The following is a 25,088-nucleotide window of genomic DNA, read 5'->3' as shown; positions in this document are numbered from 1 at the left end:
CTTTCCGCGTGCTTACTACTAATCATGATCTTCCTTGTAGTATAAGCTTTTTTCCTTCAATATATTGTGTTAACTCCACGGTCATTTCATAGCGCAAAAATGGAGTAATCAAATAAATTCCATTAAAGTACGTAAGGGCTGAATCAATTAACGACTTCGCAATGTTAATCCCTTCAGCTGTTGATGCTTCTTTATTCTCTCCACAAGCCGCCATAGCACGGCGGATATCATCGGTCAGCTTAATGCCAGGCACTTCATTGTGAAGAAATTCGGCATTTCGAGTACCTGTTAATGGCATAATCCCAATATAGATAGGCTCTTTTACGTGCTTTGTTTCACTTGCTAATGCCTCAATTTGTTCCACACTATAAATAGGTTGCGTCATAAAATAATCAGCACCACTCTCAACCTTTTTCACCATCCGTTTAACCGCTTTGTCAAGATGTCTAACATTCGGGTTAAACGCGGCACCGACAGAGAAATTTGCTTTTTGTCCAAGTTCTTTCCCTGAAAACGAAATGCCTTCATTCAATTGTTTAATAAATGAAATGAGTTGAAACGAACTGACATCATACACAGAGGTCGCACCAGGAAAGTCACCAATTTTAGTTGGATCCCCTGTAATGGCTAGGACATCGTCAATCCCTAACGCGTTCAGACCCATTAAATGAGATTGCAACCCAATTAAATTACGATCACGACACGTAACATGTACAAGCGGTCTGACTCCTAGTTGCTCTTTTACCATTGCGCCAAGTGCTAGATTATCGACTCTAGGTGAAGCAAGTGAATTGTCGGCCATTGTCACAGCATCAACCCCAGCCATTTTAAGCGCCTTTGCGCCCTCCATAAATCGTTGAGTGCTTAGTTTTTTGGGTGGATCTAACTCGACAATAACAGATGTACGTTCTTTCACAATTTCTGGTAACGGCGTTTGCTTCCGAGGAATGTGAATCGCTTCTCTCACTCCAACAATCGGCCTAATTGTTTTACTTGTGACTGGTTTCGTTACAGATTTCACTTTTGCAAATGCCTCAATATGCTCTGGTGTCGTCCCGCAACAGCCCCCTAACAACCGTACACCTTGATTAATAAATTGTTCACCCATTGCTTGGAAATAATCAGCATTCGATTGATAGAACACACGCCCATCACGGTAATCAGGTAAACTTGCATTTGGGTAAGCTGATAAAAATGCATCCTTTGGCAAAGGGATTGTTTCAAACGATCGAAGCATATGAAATGGACCAGTTCGACAATTCAGTCCAACAACATTTGCTCCAAGTGCTATAAGTTGATTAAAAGCGTCAGAGACAGCTACCCCACCGTTCATTACGCCAACTTCACCAATTGAAAGGTTGACAATAATCGGTAAATTCGTTAGCTTTCGGGCCAAACTTGTTGCCATTTTTGCTTCCTCTAAATCATAGATTGTTTCAAGTAACAACCCATCGACACCCGCAGTTAATAATTCATTCATTTGCTCCGAAAAAGCAACCTCAATTTCGCGTAAGCTCCACTCTTCAAGCTGAAACCTTCTGATTCCCCCAACTGTCCCGACAACATAAGCTTTCATTTTCGCTGCTTGTCTAGCTATGTTTACTGCCGTCTGATTAATTGTCCGAACATGTTGATCAAGACCGTACTTCTCAAGTTTTAGTTGATTAGCTGCATATGTATTAGTTTGTACTACATCCGCACCAGCTTCAACATATTTTCTATGAGCATTCAAAATTTTATCTGGATCAGTTAAATTCACCTCTTCAAAGCACTGATCAACTCCTTGCTCATACAGCAAGGTCCCCATTGCTCCATCCCCAATTAAAACTTGCCGAGCTAATTGATCTAGTAATTTCATTTGCTCCCCCCCTCTTTAACATACCGGAATGCTTGGTCAAGGTCTGCAATTAAATCTTCAGCCCTTTCTATCCCTACAGAAAACCGCAATAGGCGATTACAGACTCCATTTGCAATCCGAATATCTTCAGGAATATCCATATGTGTTTGCGTAGCAGGATACGTCATCAAGCTTTCAACGCCTCCTAAACTTTCTGCAAAAGATACGAGCTTCAATTGCTGCAAAAACGGGTTCACCCATTGTTCATGCAAAATCCGAAATGAAACCATTCCTCCCTTACCTGGATATAGGACATCCGTTACACATTCTTGCTCATTTAAGTATGTAACGATCGCTTTTGCATTTTCTTCATGTTTATCCATACGAATCGCAAGTGTTTTCATTCCACGAGTTAAGAGATATGAATCAAACGCAGATAAAATAGCTCCAATTCCATTATGATAATATCCAATTCGTTCGCATAATTCTTTTCCTTTTGCAACAATTAGTCCAGCGATCACATCGTTATGTCCACCTAAATACTTCGAAGCACTATGAATTACGATATCGGCTCCATCAACAAGTGGTTGTTGTAACAAAGGTGTGTAAAATGTATTATCGACGATTAATAGCAGTCCGTGTTTCTTTGCAATTTCAACCAAGTCTGGAATGGAAGCTTCTTGCATTAGCGGATTCGTTGGTGTTTCAATAAACAAAGCTTTCGTTTTTTCGGTGATACAATTTTCAAATTGATCAAGTTTCCTCGGATCAGCAAAGGAAAATGTTAACCCCCAGCGATTCCACCCTTGCTCAAATAGTCGGTACGTCCCTCCATATAAATCTTGAGATGCCAATATCTCATCACCTTGTTCAAAAAGAGATAGCACTGTTTGAATGGCAGCCATTCCTGAGCTACAGGCAAATCCTCTATCACCCTCTTCTAATTGAGCTATCGCATTTTCAACTACTTCCCTTGTTGGATTTCCAGTACGAGCATAGTCGTAACCAGTTGACTCACCAATCCCAGTATGTCTATATGCAGTAGAAAAATAAACAGGCGTATTGATTGTCCCAGTCGGATCCTCGGACCTGTTTCCTATTTGAACTAAAATCGTTTCTAGTTTTTCTCGGTTCATCTTTCTTACCTCCAATATTTCAATCAATTCTAGATTTTCTCGCACTCGTAGTCGCTGATTGAGCTATTAATCATCTGATTTGTATTACAAAAAAAACACCTTCACAAAAAATAAGAAGAAGGTGTTTTTTACAAAATCATTCACTTCTTCTTATCTCTCAAGCGAATAAGCTTGATGGAATTAGCACCTGACCTTAAAAAGGCTGGTTGCTGAGACATCCTAGGGCCAGTCCCTCCGTCTCTCTTGATAAGAAATTCAAATTAATTTTTTTTGCGTTGAATCAAAATTACAACAATTCATACAATTTTGCAAGTGAAAATTTCTAGATTTGAAAAGCTGCAACGTTATTCTAATGTTGCATCAACATTTAAATTTTCTTCGTTCCCGCAAACGCAACGTTTAAACCCTGTCTCATACTCTCCATTTTCATTTCGTCTCCCACGTAAAATATATTTCTCTTTACAAACCGGACAACGAATAACAATTCGATAACGTCCTTCTGCCATGATTATCACCCTTTACTCAAATAAAAATATCCATTACTCATCTAGTTGGTGAGCTCTTTTGACCTTATTTAAGGCTACCCACCATAGTATCAACATAAATGGAATTAACCCAATTAAGAAATACATATCAAATACAATCAAAATAGAGTCATATACTCCATGTAATATGATAGGAAAACAAAGGGATAACGTCAAATGTTTCACTCGATGTTGTTCTTCTATCTTAGCTCTCCCTAAATAATACCCCATTATGACACCATACAGAGCATGGCTAGAAACTGGAAGTAATGCTCGACCAAACGCTGTCTCAAGTCCATTAGCAATTAAGTAAAATACATTTTCTAACGTAGCAAACCCTAAAGAAAGCGAAGCACCAAATACTATTCCGTCATAGCGTCTCGCAAAAGTTGCATGTTGATACGCAAAAATCCACAGGAGAAACCACTTAAAAAACTCTTCAACAAATCCATACAAAATAAATGCCCTTGAGAACGGATTAATAAAATATCCTTCCGTCGTAAATGCATATTGCAAAACCATTACTGGAAAAACGAGCAGAACCCCTATTAAAAAAGTTCGAAATACTAGGGTTATTGTACTCGTGTTATAATGGTTACGTAAGTAAAAATAAGATAATAATGCCATTCCTGGAGCGATTGCTGCTGTCACAATTGCAAACAACTTGCTCTTCCTTTCCCAGTGCTTTACTCTTTAAAATTGATAACTAAGCTGGTATTGTATGATATTATGCCATAAATAAAAATCGAGGTGTATATATTGAAAAGAATTCTTGTGTTACATACAGGCGGCACAATTGCCATGCAAGAAAATGAGCAAGGAGCCGTTCAACCAAACTTAATAAACCCATTATATTCCACTATCGAATCGCTATCAAGCATCGCCTCTGTTATCGTTGACGATTATTTGAATATTCCGTCACCGCATATGACCCCTAGTTTAATGATTGATTTGGCAGAACGTTTGAAAGAAAGAGTAAAAGAAGATCAATTAGATGGGATTGTTGTCACACATGGAACAGATACACTTGAGGAAACAGCTTATTTACTTGACCTTTTGCTTGATTGGAATATTCCCGTTATTCTTACTGGAGCTATGCGTTCAAGTAACGAACTCGGCGCTGACGGTCCTCATAATTTAATCGCTTCTGTCAGAGTTGCAGCAAACGAAGATGCACAAGGGAAAGGTGTGCTCGTTGTTTTGAATGATGAGATTCACACAGCAAAAAATGTAACAAAAACACATTCAAGTAATATTGCTACTTTCCAAAGTCCACAATATGGACCAATTGGAATCGTCACAAAACGTGGCGTTTTCTTTCATCACACTCTTTCAAAACGAGAGTGCTACCCTGTAAAGAAGATTACAAAAAAAGTTGCATTATTAAAAACCTACACAGGAATGGATCATTCTATTATCGATGCCATAGCCCAAACACATATAGATGGACTTATTATCGAAGCCTTCGGTCAAGGAAATGTCCCTCCATCGATTGTGCCTGCATTGAATAATTTGATTAACAAAGGCACCCCTGTCGTATTAGTCTCTCGCTGCTTCAATGGTGTCGTTCAAGATATCTATGCATATGAAGGCGGCGGGCGTACATTAAAAGACCTCGGTGTCATTTTTACAAATGGCTTAAATGGGCAAAAAGCAAGATTAAAACTTATGGTGGTATTAGAACAAACAACAGATCGATCGACCATACAGGAATTGTTTTACAAATAGAAAAATCGTAAAGTGATTATTTCAAAAAAGCAATGAGGGAACCGCTGCATCGTAGCAGTCGTTCGACATACAGTGGAGCCATTGCCCTCTTTGAATTCACGTTCATACTTCATTAAATTTTGTTGTTTGTCAATTTTTATTACCTTATAAAAAAGGGATCAAACAGGTAGTTTTTTACCCTTTTGATCCCGGTACATATACTCTGTTATAACAGATTTAAAGCTTTTTATTCGTTTTAATCGCTTTTGCAATGTGTTCTCCGTGGAATCTTCCATTTTCAATAAAGATTTCATTTGCATTATTCCCTGCAGCAATAACACCGGCAATATAAAGTCCTTCTATATTTGTTTCCATCGTTTCAGGATGATATGACGGACGCCCTGTATGTCCATCTACGAAAACGCCCATTTTTCGTAGAAAGGAATGATCTGGGTGGTACCCCGTCATTGCAAATACGAATTGCGCTTTTGCACGACACATCTTTTCTTCTTTTTGATAGATAACTTCATTTTCTCTTATTTCCACTACGTCTGCGTTAAATTCCATCTTTATTTTTTCATGGCGAACGAGTGCTTCAAATTCAGGTAGTATCCATGGTTTAACACTGCTGGAATAGTCACTACCTCGATATAAATTCGTAACACGGGCTCCCGCCTTTTCTAATTCAAGAGCTGCATCGACAGCTGAATTTTTTCCACCTATTATGACAACATCCATATCAAAATATGGATGCGCCTCTTTAAAATAATGGAGAACGTGACTTTGCTTTTCCCCAGGTACATTCATCATATTTGGTGAATCGTAATAACCTGTTGCGATAATAACATTCTCTGCTTCATATTCCGCTAATGTGGTAGCTACGTGGAATTTTCCAGTTTCATGTTTCTTAACTTGTTTGACTTGTTCGTATGCTTGAACACGAATTTCTTTTCTCTTTACAACCTCACGATAATAAACGAGCGCCTGATTACGTTTTGGTTTTCGTTCCTCAATTACAAATGGAACACCACCTATTTCGAGCTTTTCACTTGTGCTAAAAAACGTTTGATGTGTTGGATAACGATGAATAGCACTTACAATATTATCCTTTTCAATCACAAGTGGCTCAAGTCCTTGCTCCATACAAGCGATGGCCGCCGCAAGTCCACAAGGACCCCCACCGACAATAATAACTTCTTCTTTAATCATACATCTACCCTCTTTACACAAAAGAGGGTGACTCAAATTAGATTTCCCGACGTTTATCAGTGTAGAAACGAATAATCATCACCGATGAGTTTCTAATCTGGGTAAAATCCATGTTTAAGTCTCCCTCTTACCTAATTTAATTCAATTTACACCCAGCCTCGAAATCTTGAAGCTTCAGCCATTTTCCGCACACCAATCATGTACGCAGCTAAACGCATATCAACTTTTCTGGTTCTTGCTAAGTTGTATATATTATCAAAAGAACCAACCATAACGTGCTCCAATTTCCCTTCTACCTCTTCTTCTGTCCAGTAGTATCCTTGGTTATTTTGAACCCACTCAAAATAAGACACAGTTACTCCACCAGCGCTAGCTAATACATCTGGCACTAAAAGAATGTCACGATCGGTCAATATTTTCGTAGCTTCCATTGTAGTCGGCCCGTTTGCGGCTTCCACAACAATAGATGCTTTTATATTATGGGCATTATTTTCTGTAATCTGATTTTCAATCGCAGCAGGTACTAAAATATCACAGTCTAATTCAAGAAGTTCCTCATTAGATATTGTTTCTCTAAATAGTTTTGTTACCGTTCCAAAACTATCACGACGATCAAGTAAATAATCAATATCTAACCCATCAGGATCACAAAGACCACCATATGCATCAGAAATTCCAATCACAATTGCACCAGCATCATGCATAAACTTCGCTAAAAAGCTCCCTGCATTTCCAAACCCTTGAATGACCACACGAGCACCTTCAATGTCAATGCCTTTCTTTTTTGCCGCTTCACGAATACAAATCGTGACACCTTTTGCTGTTGCAGATTCACGCCCGTGCGAACCACCAAGTACTAAAGGCTTCCCTGTAATAAATCCTGGGGAATCAAATTCACGAATGCGACTATACTCATCAAGCATCCAAGCCATAATTTGAGAATTCGTAAATACATCAGGCGCAGGAATATCTTTTGTCGGACCAACGATTTGACTAATCGCCCTAACATACCCTCGACTAACACGTTCAAGCTCACGGAACGACATTTCACGAGGGTCACAAATGATTCCACCTTTTCCACCACCATAAGGTAGGTCAACAATTCCAGCCTTTAGACTCATCCAAATCGAGAGGGCTTTTACCTCTTTTTCTGTTACATTCGGATGAAACCGCACCCCGCCTTTTGTCGGTCCAACTGAATCATTGTGTTGAGCGCGGAAACCAGTAAATATCCTAGTAGACCCATCATCCATACGAACTGGAATTCGTACAGTTAGCATCCGAATCGGTTCTTTCATTAATTCATACATTTCATCTGGGTAACCAAGCTTGTCCAACGCTTTCTTTATGACACTTTGTGTCGAGGCAAGCACATCTAATTGTTCAGCTTGCTGTTTATTTTCTGCCATTCCCTTTTCACCTCAATAATGGTATTAAAGCTATAATCACTTCTTACTATAATGAAACAACTTCAACTTTTCCAGCATTAATGTAAAGTTTTCTACAAAGTTTTTGTTTGAAGTGTACTCATGCTATTCCTGTATCCGAATGAAATCAATCCATTCAAAAAAACATCAAATGAACATACATTTTTTAATTACTGTTCACTAATTTTTCAATTTGTATTTGATAAAAGAAAAAGAACTGACAACGTGTCATCAGTCCTATTTTTTAATAAATGTATTGTATAGTTCAAGGATAGCATCATATTTCATAAGACACTTTCCATATTCTTCAACTAAAAATGAAGAAACAGTTGAGGGACTTCCGAATTCCGACAAGAGCGCAACAAACGAATCTTCGTCAACTACATCAACATCAAATTCTTCAAATTTAACATAATACTTACCCTTATAAGAATATAACGCTCCACCTTGAATACCAAATGGAAATAATCTTGAAGAGGCTGCAATGACATCTTCTATATCTTCAAATTCGTAGAAAATATCTTCCGTTTCATCAAGTGTTACTTGCATTTCGATATATCCTTCTTCAAAGCCTTCTTCATCAAATTCCTCGTCGCCTATACTCTTGGATACAATAATTACCATCCCTTGTGCAGGCATTGCATATACTTCAACAGCAATTGGACCATCAACTTTAAATCCTAATTCATCATCAGCTTCAAGGATCATATCACGAAATAAATCGTGCACTTTCGGTAAATCCTGCCAAAGGTCTTCTTTTGTCAATCCTCTTTCACGCATATCGTCAAAAGTTAAGAAAGCTTTAAATTTATTTGTATTTAATCGTTCAAGACGCATGTAAAACCCTCCTTATTACGAACGACCCATTCTGAGTTAATCAGTCCGTCAAAAATCGTCTTACTACACAATATGAGAGGACAGAAAAGAAGGTTCAATACACAAGTCTAGAAATTACGAATTCAGCTTGAATTTTATCCAATTCTCCCAGTCCTGTTTTGTTTTTCCAACGAGATATTCTCTATATGTAGACCTTTGTTCCTCTCCAAGGTAGTCAAATGCACATCCTCCAACACCAATTACAAGTTGATCAAAGGTTCTCTGTAGCTGGTTTACTAGGTTTAGTGTAGATTCTAGGTTTACATCCATCGTACAAGAAGTAAAGAAAAAATGAGAGTCTACCTCTCGAATAACAAGTTCTAGATCGGTTGCTGGAATTCCCGACCCAAGATAGACAACCTCAAACCCTTTTCCCCTTAGAAAAAGCGTAAAAATCAATAGACCTAACTCATGCGTTTCGTTTGGACCACACACAGCAACTACTTTAGGCTTAAATCCATCAATCGGAATTCCATGAAAGATCATTCCTATTTTTGTACGAAGGAAAGATGTGACAAAATGCTCATGAGCAACAGTAATCTCATTCTCTTCCCACATATGACCAGTTTTCACGAGCAAGGAGCCAAGAATATCGATCGTAACTTTGTCAATACTGAACATGCTAAATGCTTGATTAAGAAGCTGATTGGCTTTATTCTCTTGAAAAGATAGTAGCGCCGCTAAAATTTCGTTAGATAATTTCACAGAATAATCTTCATAATAAGTTGGTTCATTTGATTTAAGAACAACTTGATCACTCTCGAACAAATCAACAGCTTGTCCAATTGTAAACCCCTTATTAACCTTATCGATCAACCATTTCAAAATAGCAACATGTTCTTCAGAATAAAGCCTGTGTCCTGCTGAATTTCGAACGGGCTCTATGATATGGTAGCGACGTTCCCAAGCACGTAGTGTACCTGCTTGGATCTTAAGCATTGTTGAGATCGCCTTTATGTTATATTTCCCCTCTTTTGAAGCCATATTCTTTCCTCCTAAAGACAAAGCAATCAAGTTCTAACTAAAAATCATCTTATCCATTCATATTTTCTTGCACCTAGTATAGCCAACCAACAAATTAATTGTAAACTTTTGATCTAAACTACTTACGCTTTATATGAATGATATGAGTTTCTGATGGAGCCCCAAGTCTCATTGGAATTCCCGTGGTTCCGTAACCATTACTAATCAACTGTATGTAACTAGGTCTATGAATGAACTGCCCTTTTTTTGCGATTCCTAATCCAAACAATCTTATTTGTCCCCCATGAGTATGTCCACTTAATATGATGGAAAATGGATGGCAATCTGGTAGGTGGTCAACTACTTCTGGGAAGTGACAAACTAATATAGTAAATATATTATGCGGAGGGCTTGAAGCTATATAGTCGCTTTCTAGATCATCCACTCCTACAACTGCTACTTGATCTTGTTCAGATTTTATGTAAGTTGTTGAATTCGAAAGTTCTCTAACTCCATACTTTTTTAAAATTTTCTTAATATTTTCTTCGCCAACCTCAGCGTCATTATTTCCCCAAACAAATAAACATGGAGCTAAGCTTGTTAAATGTTCTATATTTTTTTCAATTCGCTCAAGCGGGACGCCTTTTTCACACAGGTCTCCTCCTATGATTACCAAATCAACCTTTTTCCTTACTTTCTTTAACAATCTAGACGGAATCACTCGTCTGTGAATATCACTAATAAAAAAAAGACGATAACCATCAAACGATTTAGGTAACGTCTTAAATGTGAGTTTCGAAATATTAATTCGATTCCTTTTCCCTTCAATTAGCATGAAAAGAATTAGTAAAAATAAGAATCCACCACAAATCAGGTAAAACATCATGCATCCCTCGTTCTTTATTTAAATTAGGAATAAGATCACAAATGTACCCTCAAGTACTTTTTGAATATGAATCGCACCAGTGCTTTTCTACCCCTCATTGATAAGCCTCAAATTTCACATCCATAATACCATACCATGCTGCTAACACTAAAGCGAACAAAGCCACTAGCCAGTTTGTTATTAATAAATGAAGCCACGAAAGGCATGCTATAAACACAAAAAACAAACGTGGAGTTCTTAACGAAACTGTATAATCAGAATGCCACATTCTTACGATATCTCTTACAAAGAGCGAGTATGAAAGAAAGCCCATCACAAACAAAAAGACAGCTAGTAATAATTTAAAAGGCGAGAAAATAACTTCGCCTATAAAAGAAGAGAAGGACCATATAGGATTCCTCGGAAACAAAGTGAGGGATCCAAAGATACCACCATATGCAGCCAAAAGAAGCAATACCCTTTTATAAATCCACATTGCAAGCAAGCTACCACCCCTCAATCATAAATATATGCAACAAGCTTCGATTGAGAAGGTTTCTTTAAATGAATCCAATAAAAAAGGCTCACAAGACAGGAATTGTCTGATGAACCAGATAGTCTATCTATTTAATTCATTGTTAAAGAGAGTTTCTTCTTTCAATAATTTCATAGAATTTAATTACAAAGTCATTGAGATGTCTGTTCTTCTTTCTGAGTTTGAGATTCACTACGATTCAGAAAATCAAGAGCTGCTTTCCCTAAACACTTTGCTGCAATTAGCATAGCCCCTTCATCAAAATCAAACTTGGGATGGTGATGAGGGTAAACAATCCCTTTTTCTACATTTCCAGCTCCAGTAAAGAAAAAGGTACCAGGAACATGCTGCAAGTAGTAGCTAAAATCCTCTCCACCCATTACAGGCTCCATTTCATACACCAAGCTATTGTCTTGTACACTATTAGCTACTTGCACAAAATGCGTGGTCTCAAAAGGATCATTTACTACGGCAGGATATCCTTTTTTGTATTCAAAAGAAAACTCTGCACCCATGGCATCACAAATCCCCTTTGTAATCTGTTCAATTCGCTCCATAATGAAGTCTTGGACAGCTACATCAAATGTACGAACCGTCCCGACAATTGACGCGGAGTCAGCGATAACATTAAATGCTCCACCTGCATGGAATGAACCGATGCTGATAACAGCAGATTTTAATGGATCAATGTTTCTACTTACAATATGTTGAAGTTGGCTTACAACACTAGCTGCAACAGTAATCGAATCTACTGTTTCATGTGGACTAGCTCCATGGCCACCTCGACCTCGAATAACCAATTCAAAGCGGTCAGCTGCAGCCATAATCGGGCCTTGCCTGTATCCAATTTGTCCAAGAGGCATTGTAGACCAAAGGTGAGTTCCGTAAATGGCATCAACCCCATCTAAACATCCGTCTTTAATCATTTCAATAGCTCCACCCGGTGCAAGCTCTTCTGCAAATTGGTGAATTAAGACAACCGTCCCGGCTAATTGACCACGATACTCCATTAACACCTTAGCAATCACAAGCAGCGTTGCTGTATGTCCATCATGTCCACACGCATGCATAACATCTGGTGTTTTAGAAGCAAATGGTAATCCCGTTTCCTCTTGAATAGGTAATGCATCAAAATCTGCTCGTAATGCTACTGTCTTCCCTGGCTTTTCACCTTTTATGTAACCAACAACTCCTCGACCACCAACACCTCGCAGTACTTCAACTCCCAAACTCTCAAGGTAATCAGCAATCATTATAGGGGTTTTTTCCTCCTGAAAAGATAGTTCAGGTTCAGCGTGCAGTATTCGTCTTAATTCAACCATCTCAGGGTACAACTCTTCTAATCTATGCAAAAATGATTCTAGCAATGAACATCCCTCCTTATTTCTTACTATTGTACTCTTCGTGTACCGAAAAAAAAACCATCAGCCAGAATGTTCGGAAAATATTTTATATAGTTTATTCAACATGACGAAGTTTAACGTTTTGTACAAGCAAGACTCACTCGAGAAGCTTATGCAATAATTTAACTGAATCTCATCCAATATTATTTTTCATTAACGTAAAAGAAGCTGACTCAAATCTTGGGTTATCCCTTTGAGACAGCTACTCCAATCCTATATTTACTCAGAATGCTCAGAAACTTTTAGCATATAGATAGCCATACAAACAGCTATTGCTATTGCTGAAAAACCAATACTTAAAATTGCCACTAACTGTACTGCTGTCATACTTCATCCACTCCCTTTTGCAACTAACTCCTTGGATCATATCATAGATTAATTCACATTTACACTATTTAAATAGTAGCATAATTAATAACTCACATTAAAATACATTGTGACAATATCACGAATTTTGTTTTTCTTCCCTCCTTAAAAAAGTGTTAGAAAAACAAACAAATTAATTGAATATTTAGGAAATTGAAGCTATACTAAAGATAATAGCAAAAAAGGAAACGCTTTCAATGGTGTGAAAAATTTTACCCAACTAGGAGTGATGTGCTTGATTTTAACTAAATTAATTGACAAATCGCTCGTGACAAACCAAGACCTTGATTTAAATCACCGTTTAGGGCTTCCTGTTGAAGTCTTCTGCTTTAAACAAGGCAAAACTATAGCTTTTGGACCAATCAGTGCATTTGATGAAGAAAAAATCCATATACGCGGGGATAACTTTTGTCGATCAACATATTTATTTTTCGGGCAACCATCCTTACCTCAAATAAGCTAGCTTGTATTGTTCAGTTCAGGTGGTATGCAAACGTCCCTTTTTTCAATCATAAAAAGAGGGTGACTCAAAAAGAAAGGGCCTGACCACAAGAGTACAGTAAATGAAGTGTGCAATTGCTCAACTTCTTAATACCGTGCTAACTAGTTGGGCCAGACTTTTTGAGACACCCTTTTTGTCATTTCTTTATTTATGATAAAGGTTAATATCATGTTCTTTTTTCACATATGAATAAAGTGCTTCACGTGATTCCCAGTCCGTGTCATTTGGCCAAAGTTCAGAGCTTCTATCTATAAATTCTTCTCGTAATTCTTCAAATTCTTTTTCGGCTTTTTTAGCTTTTTTTACAAAGAAACGTAATTGAATAAAGCCGATTGATAAAAGCAGCATTAGTGCTAGAATAAGGGGGTGTCCAATGATAGTATCTAAAATATTGGTATTAAATGAAAGTTGTTGACTACTTAACACTTTTGATCCAAATAACAGAAAGACGGCAGCGCAAAACATCGCATACAACGACCAGCGTAGTTTAGCCCTTTCCATTTTCTCTAGTTTGTTTTTTCTTGTAACTAGTTCATCAAGCATAACTTTAACGATTTCTGGACCATAATGAGCTTCTACATTCCATTCTTTAAATAGCTTCATTCATTCACCTCCCCCTTCACTATATGTAAGGCGGGCATCCTTTAGAAGGAAGTCGATGAATAAAAAGTTACTTTCATTTCCCTTTCATTTATTAAGAAAAGCATCACGATAACCAATAAGGAGATGTGAGGGCCGCGATTATTAATAAAAAAAATAAGAACAAAAGCAAACGGATGATAGGAAACGAGAAAGTAAATTTCTTTTTCTTATCAGATCTTCTTCTCTGAACTCTGCTTCTCGGTGGTAAGGATGGTTCTTTCTCTAATTCGTGTTCATATATGTCCGTTTGATCCAGTTGTTCAGAATCAAATTGATCCTTCCAATCCTCATTCATCAAGATCACTCTCCCAATTTAATTGTGCCTACTGCTTTTTTGAAACTTCAATCGGATTAGAATTCCTAATGATAAATCAATGACAAAATGAGCAAAAATCGTAACCAATACATTCCCAGTCCAATAAAACAATGCGCCTAGTAGAAAGCTTACAAATGTAACATTTATAAACAAAACTGGCTTATGTAAATAACGTATATGAATAACAGCAAAAAGTAAACTAGCAATTACAAGTCCAAAAGCAGTTTGTAATACAGCTCGAAACAGCAGCTCCTCAGCCACAGCTACAACCAAACAAAGAAGAATAATATTGGGGATGGACATTTTTTCAAAAACTCGCTCGTTAATCCCTCCATCATCCATCCAAGCTTTCGGTAAGATACGCTCAAGGATGACATCAACCAAAACAATTACAAATGCAACAGTGCCACCTACTAATATAATAAAGGTAATTTCTGGCTTGAACAAGTCTTGAAATTCGTGCCAGTGATCAAAAACAAAGAATCCTGAAATAAGTGCCAATATGATCATAATTCCCTGTGTTAAATAGACATTCAGAATAAGCTCTTTATCTGAGAGTTCTGCAACAACCTCACTTTGCTTTTTCATTTTTTTACTTTATCAGCCTGACCAAATAGGTCAATTAATGTTTCTTTCCACGGAATCAAAATGATTGACTCTTTCGTACTATTAGTTTTATAAAAATCTTCTAATATCGCACCGCAATTATCACAACAAACCATTGGCTGATTTTTCAACTCCTCTGAAAAATATAGTAATAACCTTTCTCTACGACAAGCATTTGTTCGAATCCAACGTAGAAATAATTCAAGATTTTTCTGCTTTTGCTGATACCGTTCTTGTTCTTCTTCTCGAATTCTTAAAAAAACAGCATCAACTGAAAATGAATTTACTTGTTCTTTTTGCAAGACTCCAGTTGCTTCTAAATGATAGCGAATTGTACGCCATGAGATATCATTACATTCAGTCTGATTTACGATCATTTGCTCATCTCTCAACGTAAGCGTACGTTGCTTCTTTACTGTTTGTAATAGAAGTCTTAATTGTTCATCAGATAATTTCTCTCGTTCCAGCAACATATTTACTAAGCCGCGATCTTCATCACAATAAAGTAAGATTGCTACACTCGAACGACCATCCCTAGCTGCTCGTCCTACCTCCTGGACGTAAGACTCCAATTCTACAGGATAATGGAAATGAAGCACATAACGAATATCTTTTTTGTTTATGCCCATACCAAATGCACTCGTACAACATATCACATCAATCTGACCATTCATAAATTGTTGTTGGATTAACAGTCTATCTTCTGTAGCTAGACCGCCATGATAATACGCAACACGTTGAACTCCCTTACGTTTAAGGAGAGAAGCTATTTTCTCAGACCACATTCGACTAGAAAAATAAATCATTCCTGGTCCATTAAGCGATTCGACTAATTGTTGAATTCGTTCAATTTTAGATTGAACCGTTTCACAATGTTCAACTCGATATATAATTTCCGGTCGATCAACCGAATAAATCACATAGGTAGGGTCATCAAGTACCATCATAGAACGAATATCTTCTTGTACTTGTTTCGTTGCCGTTGCGGTAATGGCAAGGCAAGGTGGATTTCCAACTAACTTCTTTATTTGACCTAACTTAAGATAGTCAGGTCTGAAATCAGGTCCCCACTGTGAAATACAATGAGCTTCATCTATGACTAAAAAAGAAATGCTAAGCTTTTCTAATTGCTTTTGGATAAAAGCAACTTGCAACATTTCTGGCGAGAGATAAATAATTTTATACTTATGTAATTCACGTATTGCTGTTTCTCTTTCGCCTTTACTCATAAAACTATTAATCGCAATAACTGACTTGATCCCTTCACTGCGGAGTTGTTGCACCTGATCTTCCATTAATGACAAAAGAGGAGAAACAACAAGTGTTGTGCCCTTAGAAAGAAGAGCTGGAAGCTGATAGCATATTGATTTCCCCGTTCCTGTTGGGAGCATCGCAATCACATCTTTTCCCGTCAATAAAGTTTGTATGACTTCTTTTTGTCCAGGACGGAAGCTTTCATAACCAAAATGTTGCTGTAACTGTCGTTCAAGATCCATGATGCACCTTCTTTCGTGCCAATACTAATCGAATGACAAAAAAACTAACTTCTGAACCTAATTGTTCCTTTAATTCACGTAACCTGCTCGTTTGAAGTTTGTCAGCTAATTTAAAAATATGGTCTTCCAACTCCTTATTTACAAATGGCCTTATTGAAAATTGAGGATGCAAAATCGCAATTTCAACGATATGGTCTTCAATTGTATTTTGTTTTAACAAACGGATTCGCGATATTTCTTCAATAGAGTGGCCTTTTTGGAACAATTGAAACGTTTGCCTTGCTGATTCTGTCAACACAATCGGTTTCTTTAAACCTATATCAAACAGTGACAGATGTTCATACGTGTCTTTTTTGTTATTCAGTTCGTATAACAATCGATGGACCGTAGACAAATGATACAGATTAATTGTAATTTCATCCATTCGTAACTGTTCTGCTAGTTGAAGTTTCGTTAAGCCAACCCGATTTTCCCCACTCAATTGCTGAACGAAGATCGTTGCTTGTAAATCGGAGCACCTTGAAAGGAAGACGTATAATTCGTGAAATATGTGATTTCTTTTTTCTTCACGTTCGTCATTTGACTTTGGTAAATGTTTTTTCACCCACTGTTGAACACTGGATTGATGAGTAATCGGATAAAATTGATGGTTTCCTGAAACAATATGTGTAATGACTTGAACATACAAACAAATACGTAACCAGAACTCTTCTGAATATGAATGGTACTGCCATCCACTTAGGTCAGATAAATATTGATTTTCCATTTGAAATTGCGTTAATTTTTCTTTTCCGTCATTTGTTAATACCGCTTTGTCTTGTTCAACCCAATAAGCCTGTCCATTTAATATTAGGTGATTTATATCCTTTTCTAATTCATGACGCTTTAAGCTTGGAAACAAACCAAAATAAGAGAGAACTCCAAAAAAGGCTCCATCTTGAATTGTCTGTGCTGACTTTTTCCCTTTTAGTAAATGAAATATTCCATAAATAGACCTACTTTCCTTAAAATAGTCTAATATGGTTGCAACAATAGCTTGTCTTGTTGTTTCCAATACAATCACCATCTTTTGTATTTATCATATTGTTATTGTATCAAATTATTATGTAAAGTGCGTGAAATTACATGATCCACGCATTTACAACTATGAGTTTGTTAAAAATTATACATGCCTTGAAATGATTTGGTTGAAAAGTTTTGCATTCCGTTTTACAATAGTTCAGTAGAAAACCACATTTTTCTGTCAAATATCTATTCGGTTACACAGACGAATAGCAAATAAATTGGAGGGTTTAAAAAATGGCAAAATATACGATTGTCGATAAAGACACATGTATAGCATGCGGGGCTTGTGGCGCCGCTGCTCCAGATATTTATGATTACGATGATGAAGGAATTGCATTTGTTATTCTTGATGACAACAAAGGAACAGCTAAAATTCCTGAAGAGTTAGAAGAGGATATGATCGATGCACAAGAAGGATGTCCAACAGATTCAATTAAAGTTGCAGATGAATCATTTGATGGAGATGCACTTAAATTCGAATAGGTAATGCTAAAGGTACCTCTAAAAAGAGGTACCTTTTTACATTCACTAAAAAGTAGCTTTAAACGTCGACTTCTTCAGCTACTTATATCATCAATCTATTTTTTCACCTAAAGAATAAGACCTTCTAGTGCCAACAAACAATTATTTGACCAAATTTCAGCAAATGCTTCTGCTGGTAACGGATTGATACCGACCCCGACTTCGATCGTAAACCCTGGCCTTCCTGTTTCTTGAATAAACCAATCTTTATAACCTCCGTCACTATCTGCTGTGTGTACCGGTGTATAGGAGCTCACTAACGAAAGCCGTTCAACCATCTCTTTGCTCTTTGTAGGCTCTAACCCTCTATACCCCCAATAAATCACCTGACCTTGTGAATGAAAAGCAAGGACGTAAGCAAATTCTTGTTTTTTAGTGAGGTCATAGATTGCTTTTGCTTCTGGCTCTGTTAATGGTTTTATTCCGCTATAATGACGCGACCATGGAACTTGTGGACTCTCCTTTGCTTCTATCTCCCAGCCCGCTGGCCATTGATGATTTAAATCAACGCCTCGTATATTACTTGACCAATGTTCGAACCTACGCATTCCTTTGTTAATCGCTACTACTTCTTTATAGTAAGGGTGATCTTCATAAATTCCTTGCAGGACAAGATCAACTCCATCTGGGTTTACAAGCGGAACAATAACTAAAGTAATTTCTTCTACTATCTTTGAAAGATCATAACCATGCCAACTTTCGCCTTTTTTGTAAAAGGTTGCAAGTTTGTCTATGTAGTACGTAAGAAATTTACTTGTATGCCATTCATTAGCATGCCAGCCACCTGAATAAAAAATTTCCTTTTTTCCATTACCAAAAAACAACGCATAAATTGGTTTATTCATGACGGAATAACCTATTACTTTGACTCTTACTCCTTTTTCTTTTAAGCGAGGGATTATTTCTTCTAATTCACAATGTCCAAATTCTGTTTGACACGCCCATTCTTGTTCTGATTTTAATTGAATTGAAGGGATATAAATTTCCATTCCTGGATAAACATAACTTTTTTCAGAAAAAATTTGTGGATTAAACAACAATAAATCAAATGGCCTAATTTTGTACATATAGGCTATCTTTGAAATGGTCTCTCCTGACTTTACAATATGTTTCATATCACCCCTCCTCTCTTTATACATATGACTTAGGTAGAAGGTACATACAACAAATTCACTTCTTTTTTGAAATTTCATAAATTGACTGTTTTTTGCTTACACCTAGATTGACATCATTACAACAATATGATAAATTATCAAACAATTAGTACTATTTTTTTAACATTAATAATTTAAAATGATAAATACAATGATGAAAAATGATGGATTGAGATCCAATTCAGAGAATTAGTGGGTGCTGCGAACTAGCTTAATCCATTCTTGGTAGCCCTTCTAAGTACATGTACTTAAAATTGAGTAGGTGCATTCGGATAATCCGTTCTTTTGGAGACATATCTCCTTAAGATGCGCAACATGTTCGCGCATGAATGAGGGTGGCACCGCGGTTTGAACCTTCCGCCCCTCACGACACCCGTCGTGTGGGCAGAAGGTTTTTTGTTGTACCGTTTTCATACCTTATAAATAAAAATTTGAGGAGTGTAGAGAATGAATAAACAAGTAATTGCAGACCATCCTACAGAAAGCCAAACAAAGGCTAAATATCAAATATTAGTATCTGATAGCATGAGCAAAGAAGGCTTACTTCCTTTATTAGAAAGTAACCAGGTAGCTTGCATTGAAAAAAATGTGAATGACGTAGACGATCTTTCTCCATTTGATGCGTTACTTGTTCGTAGTGCAACTACCGTTACAGATGAATTGCTCGCAAAAATGCCAAATTTAAAAATTGTTGCCCGGGCTGGCGTTGGAGTAGACAATATTGATCTCGATGCTGCAACAAAGCGAGGAGTAGTCGTTGTTAATGCCCCTGATGGGAACACGATCTCGACAGCAGAGCATACGTTCGCAATGATAATGTCATTACTTAGAAATATTCCTCAAGCTGTAGCTTCTATTAAAGCTGGCGAATGGAATCGGAAAGCATTTCAAGGTTATGAATTACGAGGTAAAACACTTGGAATTATTGGGTTTGGCCGAATCGGAACACAACTCGCACAGCGTGCAAAAGCATTTGAAATGCCTCTTCTTGTATTTGATCCATTTTTAACAAAATCTCGTGCCGAGAAACTAGGTGTTAAAACTGCATCACTTGATGAAGTACTTGCTGGTGCAGATATTATTACCGTTCATACACCATTAACAAAAGAAACAAAAGGACTTCTCGGTATGAAAACCATCGCTAAAACAAAGCCTGGTACTTTCTTAATTAACTGTGCTCGTGGCGGAATTATTGATGAACAAGCACTAAAGCATTATTTAGCAAACGGACATATTGCCGGTGCTGCTCTTGATGTATTTGAAGAAGAACCAGCAACTGACAAAGAACTGCTTGCTTTTCCTAATGTGATTGGTACCCCACACATTGCTGCTTCTACAAAAGAAGCTCAACTAAATGTAGCCGCACAGGTTTCGGAAGAAGTTTTACAATTCCTTGAAGGAGAACCAGCAAGTAATTCCATTAACTTGCCTACATTATCAAAAGAAGTATATGAGAAAGTTAAGCCTTATTATGAGTTAACAAAAAAAATGGGTAACATTCTTTCACAAGTGATGCGTACACCTGTACAAGAAATTGATGTTAACTATGGTGGAACGGTTACGGGACTCGAAACGTCCATTACAACACGTAGTTTAATGGCAGGTTTTCTTCAACCACGTGTAGACGCAGCAGTTAATGACGTTAATGTTAGCCTGATAGCAAAGGAACGCGGTATTAGTTTCGGGGAGAAACAAATTAATCACACATATGGTTACTCTAACATTGTTCATGCAGTCGTACGTGGAGAAGATCGTACGTTTGAACTAAAAGGAACATATATTAAGGAATATGGTCCAAGAATTGTAAATGTTAATGGATTTAATGTGGACTTTACTCCAAGTGGTCACTTAATATATATTCAACATAATGACCGACCTGGTGTTATCGGAAGAATGGGTCAGTTACTAGCTGAACACAAAGTGAATATCGCAACGATGCAGGTTGGTCGTAAAGAAGAAGGCGGAGAAGCAATCATGATGGTTGCTGTTGACAAACTTGTTGACGATTCTGTCATTAAGGCTCTACTCAATATTGATGATATTCATTTCGCTGACACTATTGAATGTTAATAAGTAAAAACCGCTAGTCTGGTCTTTTTCTTATTTGAGTAAGCTTCTAACTTTACTGAAAGTTGTTTTTTTCTTAATATTCAATAAAAATGATCGATAATTAAAAGGCTACTGAAAAAGGTATTTTCACCTTTCTCAATAGCCTTTAATCAATCACTTTTTTCTAATTTATGTATGTTACCTTTTTACCAAATGTATGTAAATAGAAGATCCAATTGCTCTTCTCGATTTCTCTTTAAGTAACTGGCACCGTTTGATGTCAAACATAACTTCTCACCATCAGCAGTAACTAACCTTTCAGCAAAAGCAACATCAACATAAAATTGATAAAGATGAGCCACTTTCTTTTTTCCTTTTTTAGTCATTAAGCCATATCCAAACGTACGATCATGAGACCTCCAGAAGCGAGGATGTAGTTGTCTTTCATTTATTAATCGTATTGCTTTATGTTGATGTACTTTTTTCAACATGAAAATAAACCCATCGACAAGGTCTACTTGATAACTTGTCAGATCAGTCTGTTCGTTAAGCCATTGAAATAAGTCAGTATTCACATTTACTTGTTTAAGTCCCATCGAATTCTTCATCCTAACATTTATAACTTGACTTCATTTTACCACATTCGACATTTTTTCACAGACTGTATTACTTACAATCACTTGCTCCGATCTATCGCTTTTTGTGAACAACTCGTTCTGTTCCATTAAATAAAGTCTCAGTCATTACACCATCAGAACTTGCTACCTCGGCCAAAAATTCACCATCTTAGATCATATGAATATGATTAGTCTTAATACACTACTAGAGTCTCGTCCACTTTTATTACATCATCCGCAAGTTTATTCCAATTTTTTATTTGCTCCACTGACACATCATAAGTAGTCGCTATCCCCCAAAGAGTGTCTCCTCGTTTCACTGTAACCGTGATTTTCTCCTCTTCCACCGACTCACCAGGCATTGAACCTTCTAACAGTTTGGGACCCATAACAGATACAATTTCTCTTTGCTTCCAATCTTGACCGTAAGGAGAATCTTCTCCTAAGGCTGCGTAAAAATATTCTGGTTCTTGTGATAGTACATACAATGGATCAATCGAATCCGATTTATCGACGTTCCAACTACCGTCATGAACTTCAAAGTGTAGATGGTTACCTGAAGACCTTCCTGTATTCCCAACCGTTCCAATCTTCTCTCCTTCTATTACAGCTTGTCCTTCTTCTGCTTTTCTTACATGAAGGTGAGCATAAACCGTTTCAAGTCCATTGTCGTGTTCAACAAAAATGACATTACCATATGAATCTGAATAATACGACCGACTTACAGTCCCATCTGCAATGGTTACAACAGGGGTACCCTCAGGGGCAGCAACATCAATACCAAAATGCTTGCCCCCCCTTGTCCCGTACGTGTCGGTAATTTCTCCAACAGTGGGCCAGATAAGCGCTTCAAAGAGCTCCTCTGGCACCTCTTCTTTCATTTGTGCAAATGTTGTTGTTGTGCTTATAAATAGCAAACCAATAAATGTAGCTAGAGCTAGTGCAATACAAATTCGTTTTATGAAGTCAACCATTCTTTCCTCCTCATAATGTAAAACTCATTTAATTGTTCGTTTATTCACACTGTTATCCTATGGAAGCATTCGTTATAATATTCCTTTTACTTTTTATTCAACAGCACCTGATTGAATAATTCTTAAATCAACATTCACTTCAAATTCAGCACTAGGATATAGTTCATTTTTCCATTTTTCTGCATTCCAATTTCTTGTAGTGCTTCGATATTTCTCTCCAATTCCAACAGGATCTATACCTTCATTACGAAATTGTATTAGTAATTCCTGAGCACGGTTAGAAATTTGCTTTTCGATGGTTTGCTGAATTTTATTTAAAGTATCTGTTTCGTCTAAGTTCATCTGTCCATCATAATCTTCTATTGCTCCATCGATCATTACATCGAAGATAAAAAGTGGGACATCACCTGACTTATCGACCCTTCTCTTAAAATCACTATTTAATTTTTCAATCACTACATAACTTGTTTGCTCTTGATCTTGTATTGCAAATTCGTGAATCCCTTGTCTCGTTGTATCTAATAGCAATTTCATGAAAAAAGAATCTTCAAAATTCAGTTTAGAATGAAACTTATCACCTGAAAATAAAGCAGTCCCTGCTACAAACACTTTATTATCAGATTGAACGATTAAAGGCAAATAAGAATCCCGTCCATCGTTATACAAACTAAATAGAAATTCATGCATATTTGTAGGTGGTAATGTACTTGTATCTTGATTTTGTTCGATTAATTCTGGTAAAAACACACCAGCTGAATCACCAATTCCAAGGTCTACATCTAATAATGCTCCTGCATCGTTACCTTCAACAATGCCAAGTGATATTCGATTTCCAACAGCAGGGTTGCGGTACATGGCATCAATGTATTTCTCCAGCCCTTGTTCAGCAAGCGCTTGGCTAAATAATAATACGCGAACTTGTCCAAATAAAATAGGCTTTTGAGCATTTTTATTTAACCAAATTTTGGTCCCTTTTGTTGTTTCACCTGTCGCTTCAATTATCCTTTGTTCTAGCGTTTGTTCTTGACCTTTGTCTGGAAAAGTAGGAAAAATTACCGTTAATTTCAATTTCCCATCTTCTTCGAGGTCAAATGATGCAGCCCGAACCATTGATACTTCATCCACAATTGATGTCTCTAGGCAACCTGTTAATAGTAAGGTATAAATAAGAACAACACAGCTATAAATTAGTTGTTTGTTCATGCTTTCCTCTCCTTATCTTTAGTACAATCGCTTGAAGGATAACTAGCAAGGGAATATAAACAAAAACGAAATAGAAGCCTGTTTGCGCGATCCAATCACTGAATTGGTTTACTTCTTGTCTCGTCGGTAATAAAATTGTAACGGTAGCCATTATCACTATAGCTATAACTAATGCACTTCGTTGACTCACCCTAGAAATTCTCTTGGCACAACGGCTAGCTCCCCATAGTGCAAGCGCTATGTTTGGTGTAATTAAAAACATCCACATAGAAACTCCAACATACTCAAACCTTTCTAAAAAAGGCAGTTGCACAACTTTATATAAAGTTAACGTTGCCCAAATTGTTTTATTTAACTGCTCTTCACTAAAGAAAGCTAAACTAACAATCATAATGATGGTATATGCAATAGTAGTTATAGCTGCCCCAAATTGTGCCCACTTTTGCGTTAATTCCCTATTTTTTAAAAAAGGGTAATATAAAAGTAGATATTCAAACCCAATAAAACTAAGAGTTGTATCTTTTGCTCCTAGTAAAAGCTCTACAATGGAATGTTTGAAAATTGGTAACATATTAATAAAATTAGCAAATTCAAGCGGCAATAAAAGCATAGGAGTAAATGCCACAGGAATAATTACACCTAGAAAAGTAAGCCCGACAACTGACCTAAATCCACCCGAGACTACATAATAAAAGAAAAAAGACGCAACAATCGCAACAGACCACGTCGGTAAATCAGGAAACATCCACACCTGTACAACTTCAATATAGGTTCTAAGAACATTAACAGCTTTTGCCACGAAATAAATACTAACAAAAAAACAAATCACATTCCCAACCCATTTTCCGAAGATATGATGATGAATCGATATCAAATCTCCGTCTACACGTTTTAATAGAGTATACATACAGGCAATGACAACGTGGACAACCATTCCTGCTATGAGAACAGAGATCCACGCATCGTAGCCTGTTGACTTAACTACTATACGCTGGAAACCTAAAACACCAACCCCAACTTGCATCCCGTGTATGAGAAACAACGTTAAGAAACCAGATACTAAATATTGTTCTTTTATTGGCTTGTCCACTCAA

25 protein-coding genes and 1 riboswitch are annotated in these 25,088 nt (G+C 37.1%); of the genes, 4 read left to right on the top strand and 21 right to left on the bottom strand.

Annotation, left to right across the window (positions count from 1 at the left end; genetic code table 11):
• Nucleotides 1–22 precede the first annotated feature (22 nt).
• The 4 genes from SLH51_RS10890 to prsW form a co-directional block, all read right to left on the bottom strand.
• Nucleotides 23–1,858 carry a bifunctional homocysteine S-methyltransferase/methylenetetrahydrofolate reductase gene (locus tag SLH51_RS10890; RefSeq protein WP_335961290.1) on the bottom strand — a complete coding sequence of 612 codons (1,836 nt, stop codon included), beginning with the start codon at nt 1,856–1,858 and terminating at the stop codon, nt 23–25.
• Nucleotides 1,855–2,973 carry a methionine biosynthesis PLP-dependent protein gene (locus SLH51_RS10885; RefSeq protein ID WP_335961289.1) on the bottom strand — a complete coding sequence of 373 codons (1,119 nt, stop codon included), beginning with the start codon at nt 2,971–2,973 and terminating at the stop codon, nt 1,855–1,857. The genes SLH51_RS10890 and SLH51_RS10885 overlap by 4 nt, the downstream gene beginning before the upstream one ends.
• 147 nt (nt 2,974–3,120) lie before the next feature.
• Nucleotides 3,121–3,226, bottom strand: a riboswitch (SAM riboswitch).
• Between the two features lie 91 nt (nt 3,227–3,317).
• Nucleotides 3,318–3,479 carry a hypothetical protein gene (locus SLH51_RS10880; RefSeq protein ID WP_335961288.1) on the bottom strand — a complete coding sequence of 54 codons (162 nt, stop codon included), beginning with the start codon at nt 3,477–3,479 and terminating at the stop codon, nt 3,318–3,320.
• A gap of 33 nt (nt 3,480–3,512) precedes the next feature.
• Complete coding sequence (gene prsW, locus SLH51_RS10875) at nt 3,513–4,160, bottom strand: glutamic-type intramembrane protease PrsW (protein ID WP_335961287.1); 648 nt, start codon at nt 4,158–4,160, stop codon at nt 3,513–3,515.
• A gap of 96 nt (nt 4,161–4,256) precedes the next feature.
• Between prsW and SLH51_RS10870 the strand changes: the two genes are divergently transcribed.
• Nucleotides 4,257–5,225: an asparaginase gene (locus tag SLH51_RS10870; RefSeq protein ID WP_335961286.1), complete on the top strand. Its 969-nt coding sequence runs from the start codon at nt 4,257–4,259 to the stop codon at nt 5,223–5,225.
• Nucleotides 5,226–5,441: 216 nt separating this feature from the next.
• Here the strand turns inward: SLH51_RS10870 and SLH51_RS10865 are convergent, their stop codons facing one another.
• The 7 genes from SLH51_RS10865 to SLH51_RS10835 all read right to left on the bottom strand — a co-directional run bounded on the left by SLH51_RS10865 (nt 5,442) and on the right by SLH51_RS10835 (nt 12,446).
• Nucleotides 5,442–6,413, bottom strand: a complete 972-nt coding sequence (locus SLH51_RS10865) for a YpdA family putative bacillithiol disulfide reductase (protein WP_335961285.1) — start codon at nt 6,411–6,413, stop codon at nt 5,442–5,444.
• A gap of 146 nt (nt 6,414–6,559) precedes the next feature.
• Complete coding sequence (locus SLH51_RS10860) at nt 6,560–7,822, bottom strand: Glu/Leu/Phe/Val family dehydrogenase (protein ID WP_335961284.1); 1,263 nt, start codon at nt 7,820–7,822, stop codon at nt 6,560–6,562.
• Nucleotides 7,823–8,077: 255 nt separating this feature from the next.
• Nucleotides 8,078–8,677, bottom strand: coding sequence for a genetic competence negative regulator (locus SLH51_RS10855; RefSeq protein ID WP_335961283.1), 600 nt, complete (start codon nt 8,675–8,677; stop codon nt 8,078–8,080).
• A gap of 114 nt (nt 8,678–8,791) precedes the next feature.
• Nucleotides 8,792–9,700, bottom strand: coding sequence for a MerR family transcriptional regulator (locus tag SLH51_RS10850; protein ID WP_335961282.1), 909 nt, complete (start codon nt 9,698–9,700; stop codon nt 8,792–8,794).
• Nucleotides 9,701–9,818: 118 nt separating this feature from the next.
• Nucleotides 9,819–10,565 (bottom strand): metallophosphoesterase, encoded by a 747-nt coding sequence (locus SLH51_RS10845; protein ID WP_335961281.1) that lies wholly within the window; start codon nt 10,563–10,565, stop codon nt 9,819–9,821.
• Nucleotides 10,566–10,659: 94 nt separating this feature from the next.
• A complete protein-coding gene (locus SLH51_RS10840) occupies nt 10,660–11,049 on the bottom strand; it encodes a hypothetical protein (RefSeq protein ID WP_335961280.1) in 390 nt (129 codons plus the stop codon).
• 182 nt (nt 11,050–11,231) lie between these two features.
• Nucleotides 11,232–12,446, bottom strand: a complete 1,215-nt coding sequence (locus SLH51_RS10835; RefSeq protein ID WP_390184043.1) for a M20 family metallopeptidase — start codon at nt 12,444–12,446, stop codon at nt 11,232–11,234.
• Between the two features lie 637 nt (nt 12,447–13,083).
• Here SLH51_RS10835 and SLH51_RS10830 point away from each other — a divergent pair.
• Nucleotides 13,084–13,311, top strand: a complete 228-nt coding sequence (locus tag SLH51_RS10830; RefSeq protein ID WP_335961279.1) for a hypothetical protein — start codon at nt 13,084–13,086, stop codon at nt 13,309–13,311.
• A 183-nt stretch (nt 13,312–13,494) separates the two neighbouring features.
• Here the strand turns inward: SLH51_RS10830 and SLH51_RS10825 are convergent, their stop codons facing one another.
• The 5 genes from SLH51_RS10825 to SLH51_RS10805 form a co-directional block, all read right to left on the bottom strand.
• Entirely contained in the window at nt 13,495–13,953 is a 459-nt protein-coding gene (locus tag SLH51_RS10825) for a DUF2663 family protein (RefSeq protein ID WP_335961278.1), read from the bottom strand.
• 103 nt (nt 13,954–14,056) lie between these two features.
• On the bottom strand, nt 14,057–14,287 hold the full coding sequence (locus tag SLH51_RS10820; protein ID WP_335961277.1) for a hypothetical protein: 231 nt from the start codon (nt 14,285–14,287) through the stop codon (nt 14,057–14,059).
• Between the two features lie 18 nt (nt 14,288–14,305).
• Nucleotides 14,306–14,896: a CPBP family intramembrane glutamic endopeptidase gene (locus SLH51_RS10815; protein WP_335961276.1), complete on the bottom strand. Its 591-nt coding sequence runs from the start codon at nt 14,894–14,896 to the stop codon at nt 14,306–14,308.
• On the bottom strand, nt 14,893–16,410 hold the full coding sequence (locus SLH51_RS10810; protein ID WP_335961275.1) for a RecQ family ATP-dependent DNA helicase: 1,518 nt from the start codon (nt 16,408–16,410) through the stop codon (nt 14,893–14,895). Before SLH51_RS10810 ends, SLH51_RS10815 begins: the two co-directional genes overlap by 4 nt.
• The gene (locus tag SLH51_RS10805; RefSeq protein ID WP_335961274.1) at nt 16,400–17,464 is read right to left on the bottom strand and encodes a YpbB family protein; all 1,065 of its coding nucleotides are present in this window, start codon (nt 17,462–17,464) and stop codon (nt 16,400–16,402) included. The genes SLH51_RS10810 and SLH51_RS10805 overlap by 11 nt, the downstream gene beginning before the upstream one ends.
• Before the next feature lie 245 nt (nt 17,465–17,709).
• Here SLH51_RS10805 and SLH51_RS10800 point away from each other — a divergent pair, with 245 nt between their 5' ends.
• A complete protein-coding gene (locus SLH51_RS10800) occupies nt 17,710–17,958 on the top strand; it encodes a ferredoxin (RefSeq protein WP_332693463.1) in 249 nt (82 codons plus the stop codon).
• 107 nt (nt 17,959–18,065) lie between these two features.
• Here the strand turns inward: SLH51_RS10800 and SLH51_RS10795 are convergent, their stop codons facing one another.
• On the bottom strand, nt 18,066–19,112 hold the full coding sequence (locus tag SLH51_RS10795; protein ID WP_335961273.1) for a M14 family metallopeptidase: 1,047 nt from the start codon (nt 19,110–19,112) through the stop codon (nt 18,066–18,068).
• Nucleotides 19,113–19,598: 486 nt separating this feature from the next.
• Between SLH51_RS10795 and serA the strand changes: the two genes are divergently transcribed.
• Nucleotides 19,599–21,221 (top strand): phosphoglycerate dehydrogenase, encoded by a 1,623-nt coding sequence (serA, locus tag SLH51_RS10790; RefSeq protein ID WP_335961272.1) that lies wholly within the window; start codon nt 19,599–19,601, stop codon nt 21,219–21,221.
• A gap of 185 nt (nt 21,222–21,406) precedes the next feature.
• Here serA and SLH51_RS10785 read toward each other — a convergent pair whose 3' ends face one another.
• The 4 genes from SLH51_RS10785 to SLH51_RS10770 form a co-directional block, all read right to left on the bottom strand.
• The gene (locus SLH51_RS10785) at nt 21,407–21,796 is read right to left on the bottom strand and encodes a hypothetical protein (protein WP_335961271.1); all 390 of its coding nucleotides are present in this window, start codon (nt 21,794–21,796) and stop codon (nt 21,407–21,409) included.
• Between the two features lie 215 nt (nt 21,797–22,011).
• Nucleotides 22,012–22,791, bottom strand: a complete 780-nt coding sequence (locus tag SLH51_RS10780; protein ID WP_335961270.1) for a peptidoglycan DD-metalloendopeptidase family protein — start codon at nt 22,789–22,791, stop codon at nt 22,012–22,014.
• 93 nt (nt 22,792–22,884) lie between these two features.
• Nucleotides 22,885–23,994 carry a Ger(x)C family spore germination protein gene (locus SLH51_RS10775; RefSeq protein ID WP_335961269.1) on the bottom strand — a complete coding sequence of 370 codons (1,110 nt, stop codon included), beginning with the start codon at nt 23,992–23,994 and terminating at the stop codon, nt 22,885–22,887.
• Nucleotides 23,972–25,084, bottom strand: coding sequence for a GerAB/ArcD/ProY family transporter (locus SLH51_RS10770; protein ID WP_335961268.1), 1,113 nt, complete (start codon nt 25,082–25,084; stop codon nt 23,972–23,974). Before SLH51_RS10770 ends, SLH51_RS10775 begins: the two co-directional genes overlap by 23 nt.
• Between the last annotated feature and the right edge of the window lie 4 nt (nt 25,085–25,088).

Source organism: Halalkalibacter kiskunsagensis (assembly GCF_037027555.1).
Lineage (GTDB): Bacteria > Bacillota > Bacilli > Bacillales > Bacillaceae_D > Halalkalibacter > Halalkalibacter kiskunsagensis.
Note: the sequence above shows the minus strand (reverse complement) of the source record. Positions and strands in the feature narration are given on the sequence as shown.